At 58.0% G+C, this 19,836-nt stretch carries 21 protein-coding genes and 2 pseudogenes; 5 read left to right on the forward strand and 18 right to left on the reverse strand.

Annotated features, from left to right (window positions below; all coding sequences use genetic code 11):
* Both PHV01_RS07975 and PHV01_RS07980 read right to left on the reverse strand, forming a co-directional pair.
* The coding region (locus PHV01_RS07975) for a hypothetical protein (protein WP_337290630.1) at positions 1–1,863 on the reverse strand (1,863 nt) is incomplete at its 3' end.
* Between the two features lie 13 nt (positions 1,864–1,876).
* Entirely contained in the window at positions 1,877–2,431 is a 555-nt protein-coding gene (locus PHV01_RS07980; protein ID WP_337290631.1) for a hypothetical protein, read from the reverse strand.
* A gap of 382 nt (positions 2,432–2,813) precedes the next feature.
* Between PHV01_RS07980 and PHV01_RS07985 the strand changes: the two genes are divergently transcribed.
* Positions 2,814–3,296: a hypothetical protein gene (locus PHV01_RS07985; protein WP_337290632.1), complete on the forward strand. Its 483-nt coding sequence runs from the start codon at positions 2,814–2,816 to the stop codon at positions 3,294–3,296.
* Here the strand turns inward: PHV01_RS07985 and PHV01_RS07990 are convergent.
* The 8 genes from PHV01_RS07990 to PHV01_RS08025 form a co-directional block, all read right to left on the reverse strand.
* Entirely contained in the window at positions 3,271–3,912 is a 642-nt protein-coding gene (locus PHV01_RS07990) for a hypothetical protein (protein WP_337290633.1), read from the reverse strand. The genes PHV01_RS07985 and PHV01_RS07990 overlap by 26 nt on opposite strands.
* A gap of 241 nt (positions 3,913–4,153) precedes the next feature.
* A complete protein-coding gene (locus PHV01_RS07995; protein WP_337290634.1) occupies positions 4,154–4,468 on the reverse strand; it encodes a hypothetical protein in 315 nt (104 codons plus the stop codon).
* A 663-nt stretch (positions 4,469–5,131) separates the two neighbouring features.
* A complete protein-coding gene (locus PHV01_RS08000; protein WP_337290635.1) occupies positions 5,132–5,359 on the reverse strand; it encodes a hypothetical protein in 228 nt (75 codons plus the stop codon).
* Positions 5,338–5,835 (reverse strand): hypothetical protein, encoded by a 498-nt coding sequence (locus PHV01_RS08005; RefSeq protein ID WP_337290636.1) that lies wholly within the window; start codon positions 5,833–5,835, stop codon positions 5,338–5,340. Before PHV01_RS08005 ends, PHV01_RS08000 begins: the two co-directional genes overlap by 22 nt.
* Positions 5,836–5,910: 75 nt before the next feature.
* Positions 5,911–6,432 carry a cupin domain-containing protein gene (locus tag PHV01_RS08010; RefSeq protein WP_337290637.1) on the reverse strand — a complete coding sequence of 174 codons (522 nt, stop codon included), beginning with the start codon at positions 6,430–6,432 and terminating at the stop codon, positions 5,911–5,913.
* On the reverse strand, positions 6,429–7,085 hold the full coding sequence (gene mtnB / locus PHV01_RS08015; RefSeq protein ID WP_337290638.1) for a methylthioribulose 1-phosphate dehydratase: 657 nt from the start codon (positions 7,083–7,085) through the stop codon (positions 6,429–6,431). The genes PHV01_RS08010 and mtnB overlap by 4 nt, the downstream gene beginning before the upstream one ends.
* Positions 7,082–7,750 carry an MtnX-like HAD-IB family phosphatase gene (locus PHV01_RS08020; protein WP_337290639.1) on the reverse strand — a complete coding sequence of 223 codons (669 nt, stop codon included), beginning with the start codon at positions 7,748–7,750 and terminating at the stop codon, positions 7,082–7,084. The genes mtnB and PHV01_RS08020 overlap by 4 nt, the downstream gene beginning before the upstream one ends.
* Positions 7,747–8,946, reverse strand: a complete 1,200-nt coding sequence (locus PHV01_RS08025; protein WP_337290692.1) for a 2,3-diketo-5-methylthiopentyl-1-phosphate enolase — start codon at positions 8,944–8,946, stop codon at positions 7,747–7,749. The genes PHV01_RS08020 and PHV01_RS08025 overlap by 4 nt, the downstream gene beginning before the upstream one ends.
* A 337-nt stretch (positions 8,947–9,283) precedes the next feature.
* Between PHV01_RS08025 and PHV01_RS08030 the strand changes: the two genes are divergently transcribed.
* Genes PHV01_RS08030 through PHV01_RS08045 form a run of 4 tightly spaced genes read left to right on the forward strand, consistent with a single transcriptional unit; the run spans position 9,284 to position 15,457 of the window.
* Entirely contained in the window at positions 9,284–10,915 is a 1,632-nt protein-coding gene (locus PHV01_RS08030) for a site-specific DNA-methyltransferase (protein WP_337290640.1), read from the forward strand.
* A gap of 3 nt (positions 10,916–10,918) precedes the next feature.
* The gene (locus PHV01_RS08035; protein WP_337290641.1) at positions 10,919–12,214 is read left to right on the forward strand and encodes an AAA family ATPase; all 1,296 of its coding nucleotides are present in this window, start codon (positions 10,919–10,921) and stop codon (positions 12,212–12,214) included.
* Entirely contained in the window at positions 12,211–12,891 is a 681-nt protein-coding gene (locus tag PHV01_RS08040) for a hypothetical protein (protein WP_337290642.1), read from the forward strand. The genes PHV01_RS08035 and PHV01_RS08040 overlap by 4 nt, the downstream gene beginning before the upstream one ends.
* Positions 12,851–15,457 (forward strand): DEAD/DEAH box helicase family protein, encoded by a 2,607-nt coding sequence (locus tag PHV01_RS08045; protein ID WP_337290643.1) that lies wholly within the window; start codon positions 12,851–12,853, stop codon positions 15,455–15,457. The genes PHV01_RS08040 and PHV01_RS08045 overlap by 41 nt, the downstream gene beginning before the upstream one ends.
* A 564-nt stretch (positions 15,458–16,021) precedes the next feature.
* Here PHV01_RS08045 and PHV01_RS08050 read toward each other — a convergent pair.
* From PHV01_RS08050 to PHV01_RS08085, 8 genes and pseudogenes are all read right to left on the reverse strand, one after another.
* Positions 16,022–16,192, reverse strand: a pseudogene (locus PHV01_RS08050) (aldo/keto reductase); the annotation flags it as partial.
* Positions 16,193–16,268: 76 nt separating this feature from the next.
* The gene (locus PHV01_RS08055) at positions 16,269–16,586 is read right to left on the reverse strand and encodes a helix-turn-helix transcriptional regulator (RefSeq protein WP_337290644.1); all 318 of its coding nucleotides are present in this window, start codon (positions 16,584–16,586) and stop codon (positions 16,269–16,271) included.
* Positions 16,579–16,905, reverse strand: coding sequence for a type II toxin-antitoxin system RelE/ParE family toxin (locus tag PHV01_RS08060; protein ID WP_337290645.1), 327 nt, complete (start codon positions 16,903–16,905; stop codon positions 16,579–16,581). The genes PHV01_RS08055 and PHV01_RS08060 overlap by 8 nt, the downstream gene beginning before the upstream one ends.
* A 294-nt stretch (positions 16,906–17,199) precedes the next feature.
* Positions 17,200–17,478 (reverse strand): hypothetical protein, encoded by a 279-nt coding sequence (locus PHV01_RS08065; protein WP_337290646.1) that lies wholly within the window; start codon positions 17,476–17,478, stop codon positions 17,200–17,202.
* Positions 17,450–17,740 (reverse strand): annotated as a pseudogene (locus PHV01_RS08070) (BrnT family toxin). The gene PHV01_RS08065 and the pseudogene PHV01_RS08070 overlap by 29 nt, the downstream one beginning before the upstream one ends.
* Positions 17,741–18,011: 271 nt before the next feature.
* Positions 18,012–18,980 carry an aldo/keto reductase gene (locus PHV01_RS08075; protein ID WP_337290647.1) on the reverse strand — a complete coding sequence of 323 codons (969 nt, stop codon included), beginning with the start codon at positions 18,978–18,980 and terminating at the stop codon, positions 18,012–18,014.
* Positions 18,981–19,032: 52 nt separating this feature from the next.
* Positions 19,033–19,569 (reverse strand): class IV adenylate cyclase, encoded by a 537-nt coding sequence (locus PHV01_RS08080; protein WP_337290648.1) that lies wholly within the window; start codon positions 19,567–19,569, stop codon positions 19,033–19,035.
* A gap of 3 nt (positions 19,570–19,572) precedes the next feature.
* A complete protein-coding gene (locus tag PHV01_RS08085) occupies positions 19,573–19,779 on the reverse strand; it encodes a hypothetical protein (protein WP_337290649.1) in 207 nt (68 codons plus the stop codon).
* Positions 19,780–19,836 lie beyond the last annotated feature (57 nt).

A 19,836-nucleotide genomic window follows, 5' to 3' on the forward strand; every position in this document is an offset into this window, starting at 1 on the left:
GAGGGTGCCGGTGGGCACAGCGGTATACATCCCTGTGACAGAGGTTGTCTGGTCGGCATTGACGGTCACCGTCTGTGGCGGCGGTGTGGTATAGCCTGCGATCGTGCCAAAGGAGACGGTGTGCGATTCAGCCAACACCGTGCCGCTCCAGGAGCCGGTGCCCCTGTAGATGCCGTCAACAACAATGTCTCCGCTGATCGGGGTGGTCGTGACCGCGAGGGTGCCGGTGGGCACAGCGGTATACATCCCTGTGACAGAGGTTGTCTGGTCGGCATTGACGGTCACCGTCTGTGGCGGCGGTGTGGTATAGCCTGCGATCGTGCCAAAGGAGACGGTGTGCGATCCGGTCGACACCGTGCCGCTCCAGGAGCCGGTGCCCCTATGGATGCCGTCAACAACAATGCCCCCCCTGACCGGGGTGGTCGTGACCGCGAGGGTGCCTGATGTGATGATGGTAGTTGTAATGGTGACTTGGAAGCCGGTCGCGGTTGCGGCATCAACGGATACGGTGATCCCGGTCGCCGGATCAGTGAACGTCTCGCCGGGAGTCCACATCGCCCCCGCGTCATTCGGGTCCCAGTTGCCGTCAGGATCCACGACCTGGGCGCTGCCCCAATTAACGTGATGGATCACGACCGCTTCGCCGGGGGCATTGGTATCGTAGCCTGCAAAGCGCCGGGCCTCCACAGTGTAGAATTGTGTGGTCGAGTCCCCGAACGGGATCTGCGCCATGAGGTAATTGCTGCCAGAGGCAGGCTGGCCTAGCCGCTCAATGGTGATGGTCTGGCTGCTGCCAGGCGTCGGCACATACTTGCGTCCAGGCGGTATCCACCCAAGTTTGTCTTTGTGGTATGAGATGGTATGGGGCGGGTTGCAACGGTAGATGGGATCGAAAGAGACACAAGTCCCGTTGCGCTGGCTCATCACGTCCCATGAAGAGTCATACGTTTGACCATACGGACCGGACGAGTGAGGGAGCCCAAAGCCGTGTCCCATCTCATGAGCCATAAGCGCAGAATCGTACCCCCATGACGCGATCCACGTGGCCGCATAACCCTTGTCCTGCCCATCTCTACTCAACCACGTGCTCCCACCCCAGGAACAGCAATTGAGGCCACCGTTGAACACCAAATTGATGCCTGCGAATTTGGGGAAGAACACATCAGCATCGGCCACGGCGGTGCAGTCGTCCGCTAACTTGCCCAAGTAGGCAACTCCGGTGGCGTCGTCCACATAATAAGATCTCGGCTGGGGCAAATTGTACCAGCCCACCACCACACTCCCTGTGAGATTAATATTCTCGTAGGACGATTCTCTCCAGTAGCGATCCAGATACGACGCGCCCATCAGCGTGTTAAAGAAGCTTACATCATGAGGGGTCACGTCGGGCGAATCTGCGAAGCGGCAGAGGATGGTCACCCACGGCTGGGATCCCCCCGTCACTGCCAAGGAACTGACTTCAGCCCCGGCGGTTCCAGCATCCTCGGGCTGCTCGACCTCGATGGAGCGCGCCTGAATGGCTGGGCGTGGCTGCGCCGCTTGCATCCCCTCATGGCGCGCGCCCATCAGTTCCCCGACGATTTTCACTCGTTTGCGGTTGAGGGCCAGCGGACCACCAAACGGCCTGGTGAGAGCTTCGTCCAATGCTACGGACGTCCATTGCCCCTGGTCGTCGATCATCGCAATTGCCTGCACCGCATCTAGGTTTGAGCCCGGAGGCGGGTCCCCCCAGGTCACCTGAAACCGCCCAGACAACGCCTCCTGTTGCGCTGCGACCGACTGAGGCGCCATCGCATACGCCACCATCAAGATGGCCAGGAGCAACGCCATCCATCTCGCGGCGATCCGACCACATGCCCGCATGGTCTCCTCCTCTTTATTCCAACGCGATCGACAAGACCCGGACTGCTCCAGGGGGCGCGGTCACCTTTTCCCCCACGATTGTCACTCGTTTGCGGTTAAGAGTCAGTGGTCCACCGAACGGTTTGGCTATCTCCTCATCTAGGAGCAGCTCAGTCCATTGGCCTTGGTTGTCTGTCAGCACATACCGAGTCTTGTCGTTCCATATCACCGTGAACCATCCAGATAACGACACTGCTTCCGCTTTGGCAGCGGACGCACTTGCAATCATCGCGCCCAAGCTCCCCCGTGTGCGCTCCGGAGCGCCTGCGAACGCGGACCAAGACAGGTAAGGCGCTCCGGTTGGCAGGCAGGCGCTCGCAGCGTTGCGCCACAGCCCTCCCCTCGGTGTCCCGGCAAGCAACATCGGCAGCGCGTGGAGTCTGTGTTCCCTTTGGGGTAGTATCGGTTGATGGACGAGGTGATCATCGTCGAGACCCATCCCGCGGAAGACACGATCCGAAGGGACGGAGGCAAGAGACGACGAGGAGAGGCAGGCCATCAGAAGGCACATGAGTGCGAACCCGCCCATAAGACAGATGCTCCATTGAGACCGTTTTTTAGCTATCCGCCGCAATATCCTACACCTTGGTTGTGAGGCCATGGAGAAGGTCCGGTCAAAACGTGGCGCCGCGGTAAACTTCCTTCAGCAACTCCGGGGCGTGAGTAGATTCAACAAGCGTGTTCGATTGTGCCCATGGGGAACACTGCGCTTCGTGTCGTAGGGGCATCAAAGACCCTCTCTTTGCGGACAGTTCTATCCGAAACTGGGGGCTACGTCACGTTGCGGGGAAGCCTATAAAGCTACCTCCCCTCTGTCAAGCCAAAAATACTGGTGTGTGGTAGCAAAGTAATTCTGTCAGGGGTTAATAGCCATGTGATTATGTCAGGCCATGGACACCATAGCGCTGACGATGAGAGAACAACAACGAGTCGCTGTTATTGAACGCGTGTTTCGCGGGGAGCTGACGATGGCAGAGGCGGCCATGGTGCTTGGGGTCTCCGAGCGTCAGAGCTTTAGGATCAAGGCCCGGATCGGAAAGGAGGGCCGCGGGGTGATCCATGGCAATCGCGGCCGGTCCTCGCTTCGGAAGCTGCCAGTGAAGACGCGCCACCGCATTGTGGAGCTCGCCCGGACCAAGTATCGCGGGTTCAACGACCACCACCTGACCGAGAAGCTCGCCGAAGTGGAAGGGATCACCGTCTCGCGGGAGGCGGTGCGCCAGATCCTGCGATGCGAGGGGCTCGCGTCCCCCCGCAAGCGCCGGCCCCCTCGACACCGCGCTCGACGAGTGAGACGGGCCGCGGAGGGGATGCTTCTGCAGGTCGATGGGAGCCCGCATGACTGGTTGGAGGGCAGAGGCCCCGCCCTCACCCCTGGTCGGGGCGATCGATGACGCCACAGGTCAGGTCCCCTGGGCCGTCTTTGTGGACCACGAGACCACGTGGGCCTACCTGCAGCTGTTCTGGCGTATCGGTATGCAGCAGGGGCTCCCGCAGGCCGTCTACGCCGATCGGCACTCGATCTTCTGGACGGACCGGGCGCCGACGCTGGAGGAGCAGCTTGCGGGACAGCGGCCCCTGACGCAGGTGGGCTGAGCCTTGCACGAGCTGGGCATCACGCTGATCCCGGCCGGCTCCCCGCAGGCCAAGGGCCGGGTCGCGCGGTTGTGGGGGACCTTCCAGGACCGGCTGGTCAGCGAGTTGCGGCTGGCGGACGCCACGACCCCGGCGGAGGCCCAGGCCGTTCTCGATCGCGTCCTCCCCCAGCACAACCGCCGATTCGCGAAGGCTCCCGCCGAGGCCGTGCCAGCCTGACGACCGGTCGACCGGTCGCGCCTCATCCAGACCCTCTGCTTCAAGTACCGGCGGGTGGTGGCCAAGGACAACACGGTGGCGTTCCAGGGGGTCGTCCTGCCCTTGCCCAAGCGCTCGCCCTTCGTCTCCTGGGCTCATAAAGGCGTCGATGTCCACGTGCTCCTGGATGGTTCGGTGGAAATTTACTTCCAACACGACCGTCTTGCCCGGTTTGACTCCACAACGACTTGCACAATTAGCCTACAGCGCACGAACGGACGTCGGGAGATATCGAGGTATGGGCCGGATACCACGACCGCAGCTCAACTCTATGCGCACGCACCCTGACATTTTCACGTTGCTGTTAGCCTGACATATTGACATTGCTACGACAGTAAGCAAGCGCGGTCGGGTCAGGCTGAGGTACCCGCGTTCGTAGCCGCGCGAAGTAGCCGGCTCATCGGGGATGCCCGGCCTCCTCTGCCAGGACCTTTTTTCCGTACTCTGTGACGTGGAACCACGGCAGGTTCTGATTCGACGAGTTCATCCCAGGGGCGACGATTCCTTCGATAAGCAACTGCCAGAAGACTTCAGTCACGTGGAAGGCTAGGACCTGAGGCTCGCGATTGTTGTTCGCGTACTCGACGAATCGTTGATAGGCATCGCCCGTCGTATTGAGCTGATTGGCATTCGGATCAGAGCGCAACCAATCAAAGAAGATACGACGGACCGCCGACCAATCCGGATGAGCGGGGTTATAAGGCACGGGCATCGTGAGTTCTCCGCGTTGTCTAACTTCAATTACACGGACCGCCCTAGTGTGTTTAAGTCTGACAGCCTTACCATCTAATCTGGCATCAGGTTCACTTGGGTCTGAGCAGGAACTCCGGGTCCATTGGCGCCTTGCTGCGCAAGAGTGAGCATGGAGCAGCATCCTTAGTCAGAATTGGCAGAACCGCCTCGACGTCCACGGGTAGCAAGCAGTCCAGCCCGGGGGCATGCATCGGCGTCGTACTCACCCCACTATGACCCAGCAGTCCTGGACCGTGCTTAGCACCCATCTATCAACAGACAGGCACATGCGGGTGTAGGCGGCAGAAAGCGAGCTTCGCTGGCGGCACCGATGGAGGAGTAAGCACGACAAGGGTCCCTTTCCTTGCCCTCTGATGAGAGGGGTGGTGAATTGTCCTCGTTTCAGTGGGGTTGCCCATGCCGTCCTCCCTGCTTGGACTACCTGGGGCAGGCGGCAGCCAGGTCCCTCCACGAGAAAGAAGGGTAGCTAACGATCTCTTGCGCTAAATCGGGGAGGCGGTCAAGCATTTTGTGGTAGCGAAAAGGGAGCCGGCCTCAGCTAAAGTGTAGCTCTTCCCTCAGCCACGGCACGCTGGCAGCCTCGTGGGCCTGTGGGGCTTGAGTTGTGTCAATGTCCCTCCGGCTATTCAGCCTGCGCCGTTCGGCCCTCGGCTTCCCTCACCGCCCCTTCGATGTCCCACACGCGTACCTGCCGGCCACGTGCGCGGAGAATAGGCTCGGCCATCCGCTGGAGGCGCACCACCGCCCACACCTTCTCTGGAAACGGCAGCCCGGCCAGTTTGTGCCGACGCTGCTCCTTCGCGGCAAACAGCCGTGTTACCTCGGGACTCAGGGGTTCCACTGGGTCCATCGGCTTTCTAATCCGTGCCGTCCGAGTACGCCCATCAGATAGTCCCGATCGAGATGAGCCTGATCGAGGAGCAGGCGTACCCGCTCACGGTCCTTATCCCGACCGGTCTGGAGCGCGGCGGCAACCAGATGCTCCGCGCGTAACACGCGAGTGGGCGTGGCCTCGTAGAGCGTCTCACGCGCTTCAGTCAAGGCCTCCTCCAGTAGCGCATTGTAGGCTGGCAGAAACTGTACCGGCACTCCCTCGATATTCATGCACTCGTCCTCTTCGCGATAGCCCCGCGCGCGAAGTGCCCCATACAGTGGTTCCAGCGTCAGGAGACCACCAGGAGTCTGAGGCAGCGCGACAAACACGTCGAGATCGAATGTCAGCAGCGGCTCGGCGTAGAACGTGGCAGCCATCGCCCCACCGATGGCATAGCGGCTGATCACCCCGGCCTGCTCCAGGTCATTCAGGACTCGTAGCGTGGCTTCCATGTCTGCCTGTGCGCTTCTTGCGGCGATGGGGTCTCGCGCAACCCCAATGGCTGGAGGTCGTTCCAGCGTCTTGCCTCAGGTCTCGTCGTAAATGGCCGCCCAACCGGCGGGGTCCTGGAAGAGGCGAATGCACTTGATTCGACGATCCTCGGCCAGTGTAAACCAGTGGCGGGTGCCCGTAGGCACGGTGATCAGATCGCCGGGACCGACACTGACGTCGAAGTAGCGGCCACTTCGCCCGCGGATCGTGAAGATGCCGTGGCCATCGACCACGAACCGTACCTCGTCTTCGCTGTGATGATGTTCCCGGCTGAACTTCCCGAGTAGGCTCTCCAGGTCGGGGGTCTTTTCCCAGAGGACAACGATATCGGCTGCGACGTACCCCCCTTCGGTCTTGAGCTTCTCCAGGTCGCTGTCAAACGTCGCCAAAATCTCCGCCTTTTCGGCATCGGTCAGGGCGTAGTTGTCCCGCAATCCACCGCATAGCTTCGACACATCCCAGTTGCGGTAGAGGAGGCCTTCCCCGTCGAGAAAGCTCGCCATCTCTACCGGCGCCTCGATGCGCCGGTTGTCGCGGTGTAGCCTGATCGCCGTCATCCTTCACCTCCCATCCGGAGCAGGTATTCAAACATGAACTCGAAGGCCTCGATGTGCCGCTTGGCCTGGAAGGGATTGGCCCCCCAGACATACAGTCCATGGCGCCGGATCAGGATCCCCGGCACTCTCGGGTCCGTAATCCGCTCCGCTACGGCCTCTGCCAGGGCAGGAAGCTTAAACAAATTCTCCACAACGGGAACCCGGATCTCTGCTGCCTCTTCCCAGATGTCGAGCCCTTTGATCATCTCAAGATCCCGGAGCACAACCGCGCCTTGGGAGGAGAAGCGGTCGGCAATCAGATTATTCCACACCGTGTGCACATGTAAGACACATCCGCACCCGGTTGCCTGATAGATGCGGGCGTGAACCACCGTCTCGGACGACGGGCGCGGTACGGCTTTGCTCCCCACAAGCTGAAATCCTGGCTCCACCGGTTGAAGCGATTCGTTCACCAGAACAAAGTCGGCCGCCGTCATCGCCTCTTTGTCCCGACCGCTGGCGGAGACGACCAGTAAGAGCGGCTCGCCAGGGGCGCTAACCCGAGCCGAAAGGTTACCGCTGGTCGCGGGGAACCATCCCCGTCTAGCAAAACTGACCGTAATCTCGACCAGCGCTGTCAGGGCTGGCTCTGTGGCTTGGTGCGCTGTTGTCATCCGCACACCTCCGCCCCCACACGGTCGAGTACCGCCATGACATCGTAGAAGGTCTCAAACGGCTCATAGGTAATTCCGGCTTCCCGGCACTTGACGACCAACAGGTCGCGGGCCATGACCAGGTCGGCCAGCCTGGCCGCTGGCAGGTCCGTGACCCCGTCCCCCACCACCACCCTGCGATACTGCGCTGACGGAAAGCGACGCATGATGCTGGGCTTGCACATCCCGCAATCGGCCCGGCAGTGCTCGTCGCACCCGTGAGGCCAGAGGATGCGTACCGTAGGGCCGCTCACGTCGCTTCCGTTACAATAGATCTGATCTCGTGGCAGGATCCCCTCCAGGATGGGGTAGATAAAGAAGTCGATCCCTCCACTGGTCAGTAAAAACCGGTGGTCATGGACCCGACAATACTCCAAAAACTCTCGAAGTCCGGATCGCAGCGTGGCGATCCGCCGAGCATACGCCACCATCTCCGGGACGCGGGACGAAGGGATCTGGGCAAAGAGGCGACCGACCCCCTCCCGCACGCTCACCGTCCCGGCGATGATCGCATCACGCACCGCCTCCCATCCCGGCGGGCCAAAGGCCCTGAAGAGGGAGACGATGACCTCCTGCTCTGCGGCCGTCCCGTCGAAGTCGCAGAAGATGACTGTCTGCCGGCTCATGCCGAAAACTCTTTAGGGATTCGGGCCTTGCCGCTACCCCACTGGTCAAGGGCCGCCCGTAGATCGCTGCTCCCTGTGGCTGCCTCTTCCAGAGGAATACCGGCCACGCTGGCGGCGATTGCCGCGCGGAAGGCCCGCCCACCCGCAGCCGCGCCGCTCGGATGAGCGTGGATGCCTCCGCCGGCGTTGACCACGACATCGAGGCCGAAATCGTCCATAATGTGCGGCACCAGGCCCGGGTGGATCCCCGCTGACGGGACCGGAAAGGTTCGGCGGTGGGGCAGGCCGTCCTTGTCCGTAAGTCGCCCAGCCAGATCCAGAGCCTCGGACCGTTCCAGGGCCATCCCACCATAAGGGGACGGGAATAGGACCAGGTCGGCCCCGGCCAGCCGCATCAGCGTCCCCAACAACAGTGACGCGGCGATGCCGTAGTCGCCAGAAGGATAGAGCGCTCCGGCCAGCGCCGGGTGGGCCACGAGTGGGACGGTAATCTCCGGATCCTCGGCCAGCCGATGCAAGAGGTCAAATCCGTAGGGCAGGACATTGATGAGCAACGCATTCGCACCAAGCCGCACCGCCCGTCGGGCCTTCTCGGGAAGCCGATGCACCGGACCGGTCAGGTTGATCGCATACAGGACGACTTGGCCCGTCTCTCGTCGCGCTCGCTCGGCCGCTTGCAGGCACGCCTCCAAACGTTGCTCGAAAGGCGCGTCTGTATCGTTAAAGAAGATCTCGTCATCTTTGATCAGATCGACGCCGCCCAACGCCTGCTGGAAAAAACCCTCGGCCAGCTCTTGGAGTGTAAGCCCCAGGCAGGCCTTGAAGATGCTCATGAGCAACGGCCGACTATGAACTCCGAGTCTCGCGCGCACCCCTTCCACTCCAAGCTTCGGCCCCGGAAAGGCGGCGGCGAAGGTCGGCGGCAGGGCGAGATCAACCAGGCGGATCTTCCCATCCATCGAGAGTTTGCCGAAGGTGGCAGTCAGCAGTGATGGGAGGTCCGGCGTGAGATTCGCGAGCGGGTAGGCGATACGAATCAGGCCCGCCTCGACCGTCACCACGCGGCCGGCATGGCGCTGAAGGGCCGTCTGTCTCTCGACCGACAGACCGGGCCAACTCCCGACCGTCATACCCAGCGCGATCGTCTCCGCCTTCTTCGTCCAATCGCCTCCGCCGGCGAGACGATAGGTCGCAATGACGTAATCGTTCCAGGTGTTGTCCACGTCTGCGTGTCCTCCTGGGGATCTTCATCCCAATAAACAGAGACCTGTCTGCACGCGAAGGAGAATAGCACACGAGCCTTTCAGGTTCAATTTACCGGCCATACCCAACAACAGCGATAGACGTTGCTGAGACTCGGCTGTGAGCCCGTCACATCTGTTCGAGCTTGAAGGGTGGTACTATTTGGCATATTATTACCATCACCTTGTGGGTGAAAAGGCTTGTAGTCATTCACCCCCATCATATTCGCTCCCAATACGTCCACTGGGTACTTTCACCTCATTTCTGTCTCTGTTTTGGGGCGAGGTCTTCATGGCGCAACTACAGTTTAAGGGCAAAACGTTCGTACAGAATTATCATTTGCTGGTGAAGTATCACGAACTTGTCCCGGTCAAGGCCAAAAGCCTGACGGATCGGGTGACTCTCCATGACAACCTGATTATCCACGGCGACAACCTGAAGGCCCTCAAAGCTCTCCTACCACTCTACGCCGGGAAAATCAAATGCGTTTACATCGACCCCCCTTACAACACCGGCAACGAGAGTTGGGCCTATAACGACAACGTGAGTTCCCCGATGATGCAGGAATGGCTGGGCAAAGTCGTTGACCGCGAAGACTTGACCCGCCATGACAAGTGGCTCTGCATGATGATGCCGAGGTTGAAGTTGCTCCGCGAACTGATGATCGAAGATGGCGTCATTTTCTTATCGATTGATGACAACGAGCAGTATCGTATCAGAGCGCTGATGGATGAGGTGTTTGGCGAAGACAACTTTGTCGAACAGTTCATTTGGAAGAAAAGCTATGGGGGTGGAGCAAAAGAAAAATACGTTGTCCGTCAGCACGAGTATTGTCTGATGTACGCACGAAACAAGCAGAACGTCCCCGACTTGTGGCTGCCGCCCGACGAGGAGGCAGAAGCGCGGTACTACAAATACCGCGACTCCAAATTTGCGGAACGCGGGCCTTACAGGATCAAGCCTCTGGAAGCAACAAAAAGTATGGATCAAAGAGAGAATTTGGTCTTTCCGATCAAAGCTCCCGATGGAAGCGAGATTCGGCCCAAACGCCAATGGTGGTGGAGTCGAGACCGCGCAGAAAAAGCGCTTGCACAAGATGAACTTGTTTTTACGAAAACAGACGATGGCTATTCGGTCTCATACAAACAGTACCTGATCGATGAGGCTGGCGAAAAACGGGGGGCCAAGCCATTTTCTATAATTGACAAAATCTATACACAAGAGGGCACGGCAGATTTGCGCAGTGTTTTCGATGACCAAGTTGTTCTTCAGTTCCCGAAGCCAGTCGGCTTGATTAAGCACCTTCTCCGAATCGCCACTTCTGCGGAGAGTTCTGACCTAATTCTTGATTGCACCGGCGGTTCTGGTACGACAGGTCATGCAGTCTTGTCGCTCAACGCTGAAGATGATGGCAACCGCCGGTTCATCCTAATCGAGTGCGAAGACTATGCGGATTCCATTACAGCGGAGCGTATTCGCCGCGTAATCAAAGGTGTGCCGACATCGAAGGATGAGGTTCTGAAGAAGGGCCTCGGCGGGTCGTTCAGCTTCTTCAGGCTCGGCAAGGCCATCGAACTTGAAAGCATCCTCGATGGCGACGGCTTACCGACCTACAAAGAACTTGCCCGTTACGTGTTTTACACGGCGACCGGTGAGGAATTCGACGAAAAGGCTGTTGACGAGAAGAAGCATTTTATCGGTGAGAGCCGAAATTATCAGGCGTTCCTCTTCTACGAGCCGAACATTGCAAAGCTGAAAAATCTAGCGCTGACGCTGGACATGGCAAAGAGCCTGCCGCCCTTGAAGAAGGACAAGCGACGGTTGGTGTTTGCGCCGACCAAGTATCTGGATCAAGAGCACCTTGACCAACACCGCATTGACTTCGCGCAGTTGCCTTTTGAGATTTATGAACTGACGAGGTGAAACATGATTAAGCGAATTGAGATAGAGGGCTATCGGTTACTCGACAGCTTCGCCGCAGAGTTGCGGCCGCTAACGGTGGTTATCGGCGCGAACGCAGTCGGTAAAAGCACTTTACTTGACTGTCTTCAGTGTATTGCACAATGCTCTGATTTGCCTCTCAACACGGCCATCGGTTGGCATTGGGGAATGAACTCCTTACTGAACGCGGCCAGAAAAGATCGCAAGTTAAGCTGGCGGATCACATTCAGCAAACCGAAGGATCCGTTTTGGAGCCGCCTACCTCTTGATGACAGCCAAGCGTTTATCTACGAGGTTATCCTTCAGGGTGACGTGCAGGGACAAGCCCAGGCACAATACGAAGTCCTTCGTACACGCGAACCATACCAAGGCTACGCTGAAGCTTTCAAGTATCTGGAGGCGACACTATTTCGCAGGCAAGTCTACAGCCGCGAGCATCGCAAGCTTATGCCCTTCGATGAAGCGATGCCGCCTTCGCAGCAGGTTCACGAGACGGGAACAGAATCCAAAAATGGAAGCGATCTCGGGTTGCCACCTGCGGCTCAAGAGCCCGCCCTGATGCTTTCGCAGATCAGGTTCTTCAATGAGTTCCCGATCCCTTCGTCCGCACGAGTGCTCCTCGCGAACATGACGTTTTATCCAGGCTTTGACGTGACTAGATTCTCAGGTCTTCGAACCAAGGCGGCAGAAATCAAGCCGATGACCATGCTTGCTCTGAATGGCGAGAATCTCGGAACCGTCCTACATGAAATCCTCACGCGGTACGACTACCGACAGGCCGCGACCGATATCCGCGAATTTCTCAAGGCCGCTTACCCGGCATTTGAAGAAATCCATTGCGACACTACCCTAGGCGCGCCCGCTCAAGTTCTTGTCCGTGTGAGAGAAAAAGGGATGGAGCGGTCTATGGAGATGTGGGAGCTTTCCGATGGCATGTTGAGATTCTTGTGTCTGGCCTCGGCCCTGTTGAATCCGATTCCGCCACCCTTCGTTGCACTAGACGAGCCTGAAAGCGGATTGCATCCACGGCTTTTGCCTGTAGTGGCCGACATGATCAAAACAGCGTCGGAGCGAACGCAGGTACTTGTTACCACCCACAGCCCCGATCTCCTGAATCGGTTTAGCATTGATGATGTGGCCGTGATGTCACGCGGCGAGGATTTCAAGGCGGCATGGTGTCGTCCATCTGATCGAAAGACTCTAGTGGAAATGTTGAAGGATGTTGCAGGGGAAACCCTCGGCGATCTTCATCGCTCGGGCGAATTAGAGGCTATCGGATGAAGGTGTGGGTCTATGTTGAAGGCGAGTCAGACCGGATCGCCTTAAACGCTCTGTGGGCGAAATGGAGAACTGCCCTGCGTCAAGCTGGCTGGGGCGTTCAATTGATACCGCTAGACGACAAGAGCCGCTTCTTCCGCAAGATTGGACCACACGCCACCGAAAAGCTCTTGGCGGACCCCCTTGATCTCGTTGTGGGACTACCGGATTTTTATCCGAACCAGCCTTTTGTCGGCACCCCGAACCAGCATGCTACCGTAAATGACCTCGTTAACCTTCAGCGCAAACTTGTCCAAGACACAATCACTCAAAAAGGCTTGGATGCAGCAAACCTCATTCAGCGCTTTCATCCATCTTCCTTGACGCATGATCTGGAGATGTTGCTCTTGGCAGCCCGTGATCAACTTCGTGCGCACTTGGGAACAAGCGATCACTTGGGGCACTGGCGACATCCCGTGGAAGATCAGAACCAAGACCAGCCCCCGAAGCGTGTTGTACAAACGCTGTATCTTCGAAAGAAAGGTCGCGCGTACCGGGACACGAAAGACGCAGCGGCAGTATTAGGTACGGTGACTGACCTCCAGCAGATTCTTCATTCGGAATCCGGACAGTTGCAGTGTCCAGTGTTCAAGAACATGCTTGATTGGATCGGTACAAAAACAGGGGTCCCAGCCTGCTGAAATCAGCTTGTGGCGCATTCAGATTATGCAGCTAAAAGAATACCAGCAAAGAGCGTTGGCCGGGATCAGGAGTTACCTCGAACTTCTGGCCGATCTGAAGAAGAAGGCCGAAGGCATAACTGATCGAGACTTGGCCTTTGACTTTGCGGCGAAGGCATGGGAAAAGGCTAAACTTCCGCGCCGGTATCTGCCGCGCAAGAACGGGCTGGGCCACTTATTGCCGACGTTTTGCCTAAAAGTCCCGACAGGCGGCGGCAAGACGCTCTTGGCAGTCAAGACGGTTGACCTTGTGAACACCGTTTACAGGAGGCGACAGACCGGACTTGTGCTCTGGATTGTGCCGACAACGCAAATTTACCGGCAGACGATTCAGCACCTGAAAGACCGGGACCACCCTTACCGCCAGCACCTCGACATTGCGAGCGGAGGACATACGCTGATTCTCGAAAAGACGGACCACTTTGCCCCGCTGGATGTGCAGGAACGTCTTGTCGTGCTGATGCTCATGCTTCCATCGGCGAACCGGAAGACGAAAGAGACCTTAAAGGTCTTCAAGGACAGTGGCGGTTTTCAGGACTTTTTCCCGCCAGAGGACGACATTAAGGCCCAAGAAGCCACGCTCAAACGCTTCCCGAATTTGGACACCTACGAGAAGCAAAGTGGATTTTGGGGGCGGCAGATCAAAACGTCATTGGGGAACACGCTCAGAACACTTTCGCCGGTCATTATACTCGACGAAGGGCACAAGGCTTACAGCGAGGGGGCGCAGGAGACTTTGCGCGACTTCAACCCCTGCCTGATTGCCGAGCTTTCGGCGACGCCGGTTCAAAGCAATATCCTCGTGGACATCACAGGCCGAGAACTGCACCACGAGGAAATGATCAAGTTGGATCTCCACGTCGTGAACAAGGCAAGCCCGGACTGGAAGGACACCCTGCTTGCCGGGGTGAACAAGCGGAATGTGTTGGAGGAAAAGGCCAAGGAGTACGAGGCGAACACGGGCATACACATCCGCCCGATTTGCCTGATTCAAGTTGAGCGCACAGGGAAAGATCAACAGGGCGGACGCTGGATTCATTCGGAGCAAGTCCGGGAACATTTAACGAAGGTGATGGGCATCCCGGCGGAACAGATCGCGGTAAAAACAAGCGAAAAGGATGAACTCAAGGAAGTTGACGACGTGGGCGGGCTTCTCGGGCGGGACTGCAAAGTCCGCTACATCATCACTAAGCAGGCACTTCAAGAGGGTTGGGATTGCTCGTTCGCTTACGTGCTCGTGATTCTGACGAATCCATCTTCACAGAATGCCTTAACCCAGCTTGTCGGTCGTATTCTGCGACAACCCTACGCGCGGAAGACCCAACTCCGGGAACTTGACGAAAGCTATGTGTTTTGCTTCCAGCAACGCGCCAATACATTACTGGAAAGCATTCGCGACGGCTTTGCCCAGGAAGGTTTGGGCGATTTGCGAGGACATATCGCCACCGAAGACGAACGCGGCGGTATGACCGGCGATGACATGGACCGGCTTTTCGACATGCGCGAGCACTTCAAGCAGGCCGCAGGCCGAACGATTCTTCCGGTTTTCGTGGTCAAGAACAGCCACGGCTGGAGGCCCGTCAACTACGAAATGGACATTGCGGCCCGGATTCCGTGGGATGAAGTGACGTTGAGGCCGGTCATGCAATTGACTCTTTCCGAGTACGAGAAGAAAGACGTTGAGATCGGCGTCACGCTGACCGAGGACAGACATCGAGTGATCGAAGCTAGAGGCATTCATGATTTGAGGGAGGGCGGTATCCGCGTTGATCCGGTCTTCATGACGCGACAAATCGGTGACATCGTGCCGAACCCCTGGCAAGCACACGAATTCGCCAAGCGGGTCTTGAATCATTTCTACACGATGGGCGGCAAGCAGGACGCTGAGCGGCTTATTGCTAATAACTTTGTTTTCCTGATCGAAGAACTACGGAAGCAACTTGAAGCTGAGAAAGACCGACTGGCCGAGCGGGTCTTCTGTTCGATGCTGGAAAAGGATGAGCTTCGCTTCCTGATCATCGGCAACAACCTCGACTGGTCTTTCCCGAAGTCCATAGCGATCAAGCCGACTTCAAAGATTCTGACAAAGGAAAAGGGCGGGCAACTTGAGTTTAGTCTTTACGAGGCGGTGCCGGAGGATGACTTCAACGAGACCGAGAAAGCGGTTGCCTGGTATCTGGAAAACCAGCATCGGCTTTTCTTCTGGTTCCGAAATCGCGCAAGGCATGACTACTCGATTCAGGGATGGCGGGAGCACCGCATTTATCCCGACTTCATTTTCACGGCGACCGACAGGAACGCTCACACGGATTACGAGCGCGTTTACGTGGTTGAAACCAAGGGTCTGCACCTGAAGGACAACGCCAAGACCAATTACATCCGCAAAGTGTTCGACATCTGCACGCGACAGGCGAAGTCCAGAAACTGGAACGAACTTGGCCTTGAGATGAAAGACAAGGTGCTCCGCTTCGAGGTTCTGGATGAGGATGAATGGGAAGCGAAGCTGAACGAGGTATTGCTGGAATAGAGTCGTGGTAGGTCGCTTTGCAGAGCTTTGATAAATGGAAAGATCAAACGCTAGCAGCCGCCCTCGTAGCGCCCCGCGCAACGTCCAGCACTGCCGGTGGATGCCGCCAAAGCGCGCAAGCGTGGCAATCCGTGTGTGCCGGGCCACGAGCGCCTGAAGCCCCAAGACAAGCCGTACTCCGCCATGAGGGCTAAGCCCCTTTATGCGTAGCCAGCGGTTCGTTTGTCCGTTCGAGCTTGAAGGGCAGCCTCGTATAGGTTAAAGGGTTTGTGGTCGCCACGCCCTTTATATCCGCTCCTCATGCGGCCCACAAGGTTTTTGCTTCATTCCTATCTCTGTTTTTGGACCAGGCCGATGGATCTGACCATAGATGCCGCCGTCTTCAAGGTGCCTCTTCTGGGTCTTCTGCCAGCCCCAAAAGAGTTCGTCGATGATGAATAGTTTTACTTTCGGGAGCTGCTTGGCGTTCTTGGTCGCGACTGATGTGAGGTGTGGGCGGTAGTAGTGGATGAACGTGTCACCGATGCTGGCGCTAGACGACAGATGAGAAAGGTCTGGCTCCACCTACTGATAAAAGTTTCTGGCCCAGGCGTGAGTCCTCAGCGCAGCGAGCTCCTCAGGTAGCAGCGGTTTACTGTCGGAGACCGAGCAGTTGGCCTCCACATGCTCGGACCGGCGCATCCCCGGGATCACGGTTGAGACCGCCGGGTAACTCAGGCAGAACTTGAGGGCAAGCTGCGCTAACCCGACCTACGGCCTGTTGTCCAAAAGCACATCTCGCAGGCGATCCGACTGGTCGAAAGGTTGGGCGTCACGCGGTCTTCTGCGGCACAAGGCGTACTTGAAGCTCACACCCCACAGCCTTGGCATATCGCTTGAGCGTGGCGAGCGACGGAGCGTGCTTTCCGGCCGATTCGAGCCTGGAGACCGCGCTCTTCGTCGTACCCATCCGTTCTGCGACGGCGTCTTGCGTCAGACCTGCACGGGATCGTGCTTTGAGCATTTGGTTGGCTACCTGGTACTCAAGCGCAAGGGCGTCGTACGCTTCGATGAATCCCTTGCGGGTTGCCGCCTTGGCAAGGAATTCCTTATGGCTATGGCGGATGGGCTTAAATTTCAGTTCAGGCATCTGATACCTCCTTCAGGCGCTTGCGCGCCAGCTTCAGTTCTCGATCGGGCGTATGCTGTGACTTCTTGAGGAAGGCGTGCAGCACGACGACCCGTTTGCCGACGAGAAAGCAGTAGAACGCCCTGCCAACGCTCGAACGCCCGCGAGGCCGAAGCTCGAACAAGCCATCACCAAGAGCTCGCGAGTACGGAAGCCTGAGCGTTGGTCCATATTCGGTCAGCAGTTCGACCAAGCGCGCGTAGTCCGCGAGGACGTCCACAGGCCACGACTCAATCTCGTGGAGTACCCGCTCGTGGAAGTACTCGATCTCGAAGGACATAATGGCATGTTAGCATATACGCGAACTCAGAGCAACGCGCACTACCCCTGATGTTCAACTGTCGAGTGAGCCGCTCTTGGAGTCCACAAAGACCGTCAGCGTTCAGCTTCTGATACGCCTTTCGCCGTGGCCGAGTTGTCGGGTTACGCTGCGCTAACCCGACCTACGATCCGATAAGACTCAATTCAAGCAATAGACACGACAGACGCTTTTCTGGGAAATTATCGACCCTGGCGTCCAGCGAGATCGCCATTACGTTCTCCCAGGGAAGACAATGGACCCCTCACGCTCGAGCTAACCAGTTGCTCGCTTGCGGGGAGCGCGTGTTAAACGAGGCGATTGAGGCTTTGCGTACGAGTCTACATAGGCATCAACAAGTCGGCGAATCATGCGTTGGTACTGCGTATTGTGTTTGGCTGCCTCGGATTTGAAGAAATCAACACTTTTTTTGCTGAGAGCGATGGTGACCTTCACTCCTTGCTCTCGGAACGCGAGATCCGAGGGGGGAGGCAGGAAGTCTCGAATGACTTTGGCCTCGAAAGGTTCATCGGTATATTTGATTTTTGTGCTCATAAATGGCCTTGCCTTTCCGCCAGTAACCGGCGCCGAAGATACGAATCACACCTCCGCGATAGGTAAAGCGGACAGTCAGAATGCCGCCCTCGACCTTGCCGAAACAGAAATAGCGCTTCTCGTTCTTACTGTGAGCAAGGTCTTCCGCGATGACACGATGAGGGTCGGCGAAAGCGTATTGAGCCAGGGAGAACGGTACCCCATGCTCAAGCTGGTTTTCAGCATCTTTGTTGGGATCTCATTCAAACTGTACCTTTTTCACTGGGCAAGCTTAACACAGGATTCGGGATTACACCATATGAATATATGGCGTATGATATGGTTGAATCTACTGAGAGTTCATTCCAGGCGGCTTGCCGCGAGTGCGTTATACCGGCGGAGGCCGGTATCCAGAAAGGTCCGACTGGATTCCCCCGTATCAAGTACGGGGCAGGCTTGTCACGCACGGAATGACGAGCCAGAACAGCGGACGCTACCCCGCAGCCTGATGTCGATGCCGCGTAGACGACAAATGAGAAAGGCTTGGCGCCCGCCTACTGATAAAAGTTCCTGGGCCAGGCGTGGGCTTTCAGGGCGGTGAGCGTCTCGGGATCAAGCGGCTTACTGTCGGAGGCCGAGCAGTTGGCCTCCACATGCTCGGGCCGGCGCATGCCGGGGATCACGGTTGAGACTGCCGGGTGGCTCAGGCAGAACTTGAGTGCGAGCTGCGCCACCGTCTTGATTTCCCCCTCCAGCAGCGGTCTGAGTCGATCAACGCGCTCGCATGTCTCACGCAGCCGGTCCCCACGGAAATAGAAACTCTGAACCGAATCCTTGAGGAAGGTCGTGTCCGGAGTGAGCCTGCCAGTCAGGCCCCCTTCATCGAAAGGGACCCTGGCGATCACGCCAATGTCATACTTTCGACACAGGGGGAACAGGTCCTCTTCCGGGGATTGGTCAAAGATATTGTAGATCACCTGGACGGTATCGATCAGCCCGGACCTCACAAGCTCTAGCGCGCTGCCTGGCTGATGATCGATAATTGAGACTCCAAAGAATCGGATCTTTCCCTGCTGCTTTAATCGATATATCGCCTCTTGCCACTCCGGCTCACTGAGCCATTCATCTCGCCAGACGTGGAGCTGCTGCAGGTCGAGGTGCTCTGCTTCGAGGTTTCGGAGGCTCTCTTCTGTGTGCGTGATGATCCAATCCGCGGGAAAAGCCTGCCGCGCTGTGGTCCCCGGTTTGGGCGGCCAGCCGCCGCTTTTCGGTGGAACCTTGGTGGCGACAAAGACACGGCGACGAACTTCCTTGAAGGCCCTGGCGATCAGTCGTTCGCTGTGCCCATTGCCATAGGCGTGCGCGGTATCGATAAAGGTGAGGCCCAACTCCAGCGCCCTCGCCAAAGCCCTGACCGAGAGGGTGTCGTCGGTTTCGCCCCACCACCCCTTGCCGATCCCCCAGGCCCCAAAACCGATCTCCGATACCTGAACGCCTGTGCGTCCAAGCCTGCGATGCTCCATGCGGGGTCCCCCTAGGATCTAAGAGCGATCTTGGATCTTATCGGCGAACTGGTCAATTAGCGCAAGGTCCTTGCGTCACCTCCGCCCTTCCAACCAAGACCGCGTAGGACTCTTTGACGAGCGATTGCGGATCGATCCCCAGCACCCGCTGCACGTCCTGGACCTCGTCGGCGACCAGCGGCAGCTCTCCCGGCTCATCGACAGTCCCTTGAAGCTCAACAAAGCTGCCCAGCCCTTGCACCTTGTCAAGGTGGACCCGGACGCTGCCGATCACAAACGTCTCGCGCCGTTTCGCAACCACCACACTGACCCCAAGTGCTGCGGTCAGGATCGCCTTCAGGGCTTCAGGATCCTCGACCGGATACAGCTCGTAGTGGCTTTCCTGCGCCCCGGCCACATCCTCTCGCACATAACGGATCAACTCAGCGCCCGCCTCGAGCGACTCCCGAAGCTTGAGGCGGCCATAGCTGACGCTGAAATAGGTATCGACCTGCCGCTCCGGCTCCTGGCCCTCCGCGCCGAGCGACTCACAACGCTCTCGCAGCCTTCCAAGATCTTCGCAGCGCGCCTTCAGCTCGATGTTCAGCATTGGTCAGTTCCTCATCGCGCGGACCTGCCCCTCGAACCGGGCGTCCGGTTCCACCCGAAACTCCTCCCCGCACTTTTGGCACTTGCCCCACCATGAGCGATCCGGCTGTCTGGCCAGGGTGACGGCGCCACAGACCAGCTTTCCGGCAATTCGATGAAGCGTGATAGCGACGAACTGTTCTTCCACTGTCTCCCCGCCCCCCCGGGGCATCACACCATCCCCGCTCTTTCATTTTATCCCATGAAGCGGAAAAAACAACTCGCTGAT

Origin of the sequence: Candidatus Methylomirabilis sp., assembly GCF_028716865.1 — a bacterium.
In the GTDB taxonomy this organism is placed as follows: domain Bacteria; phylum Methylomirabilota; class Methylomirabilia; order Methylomirabilales; family Methylomirabilaceae; genus Methylomirabilis.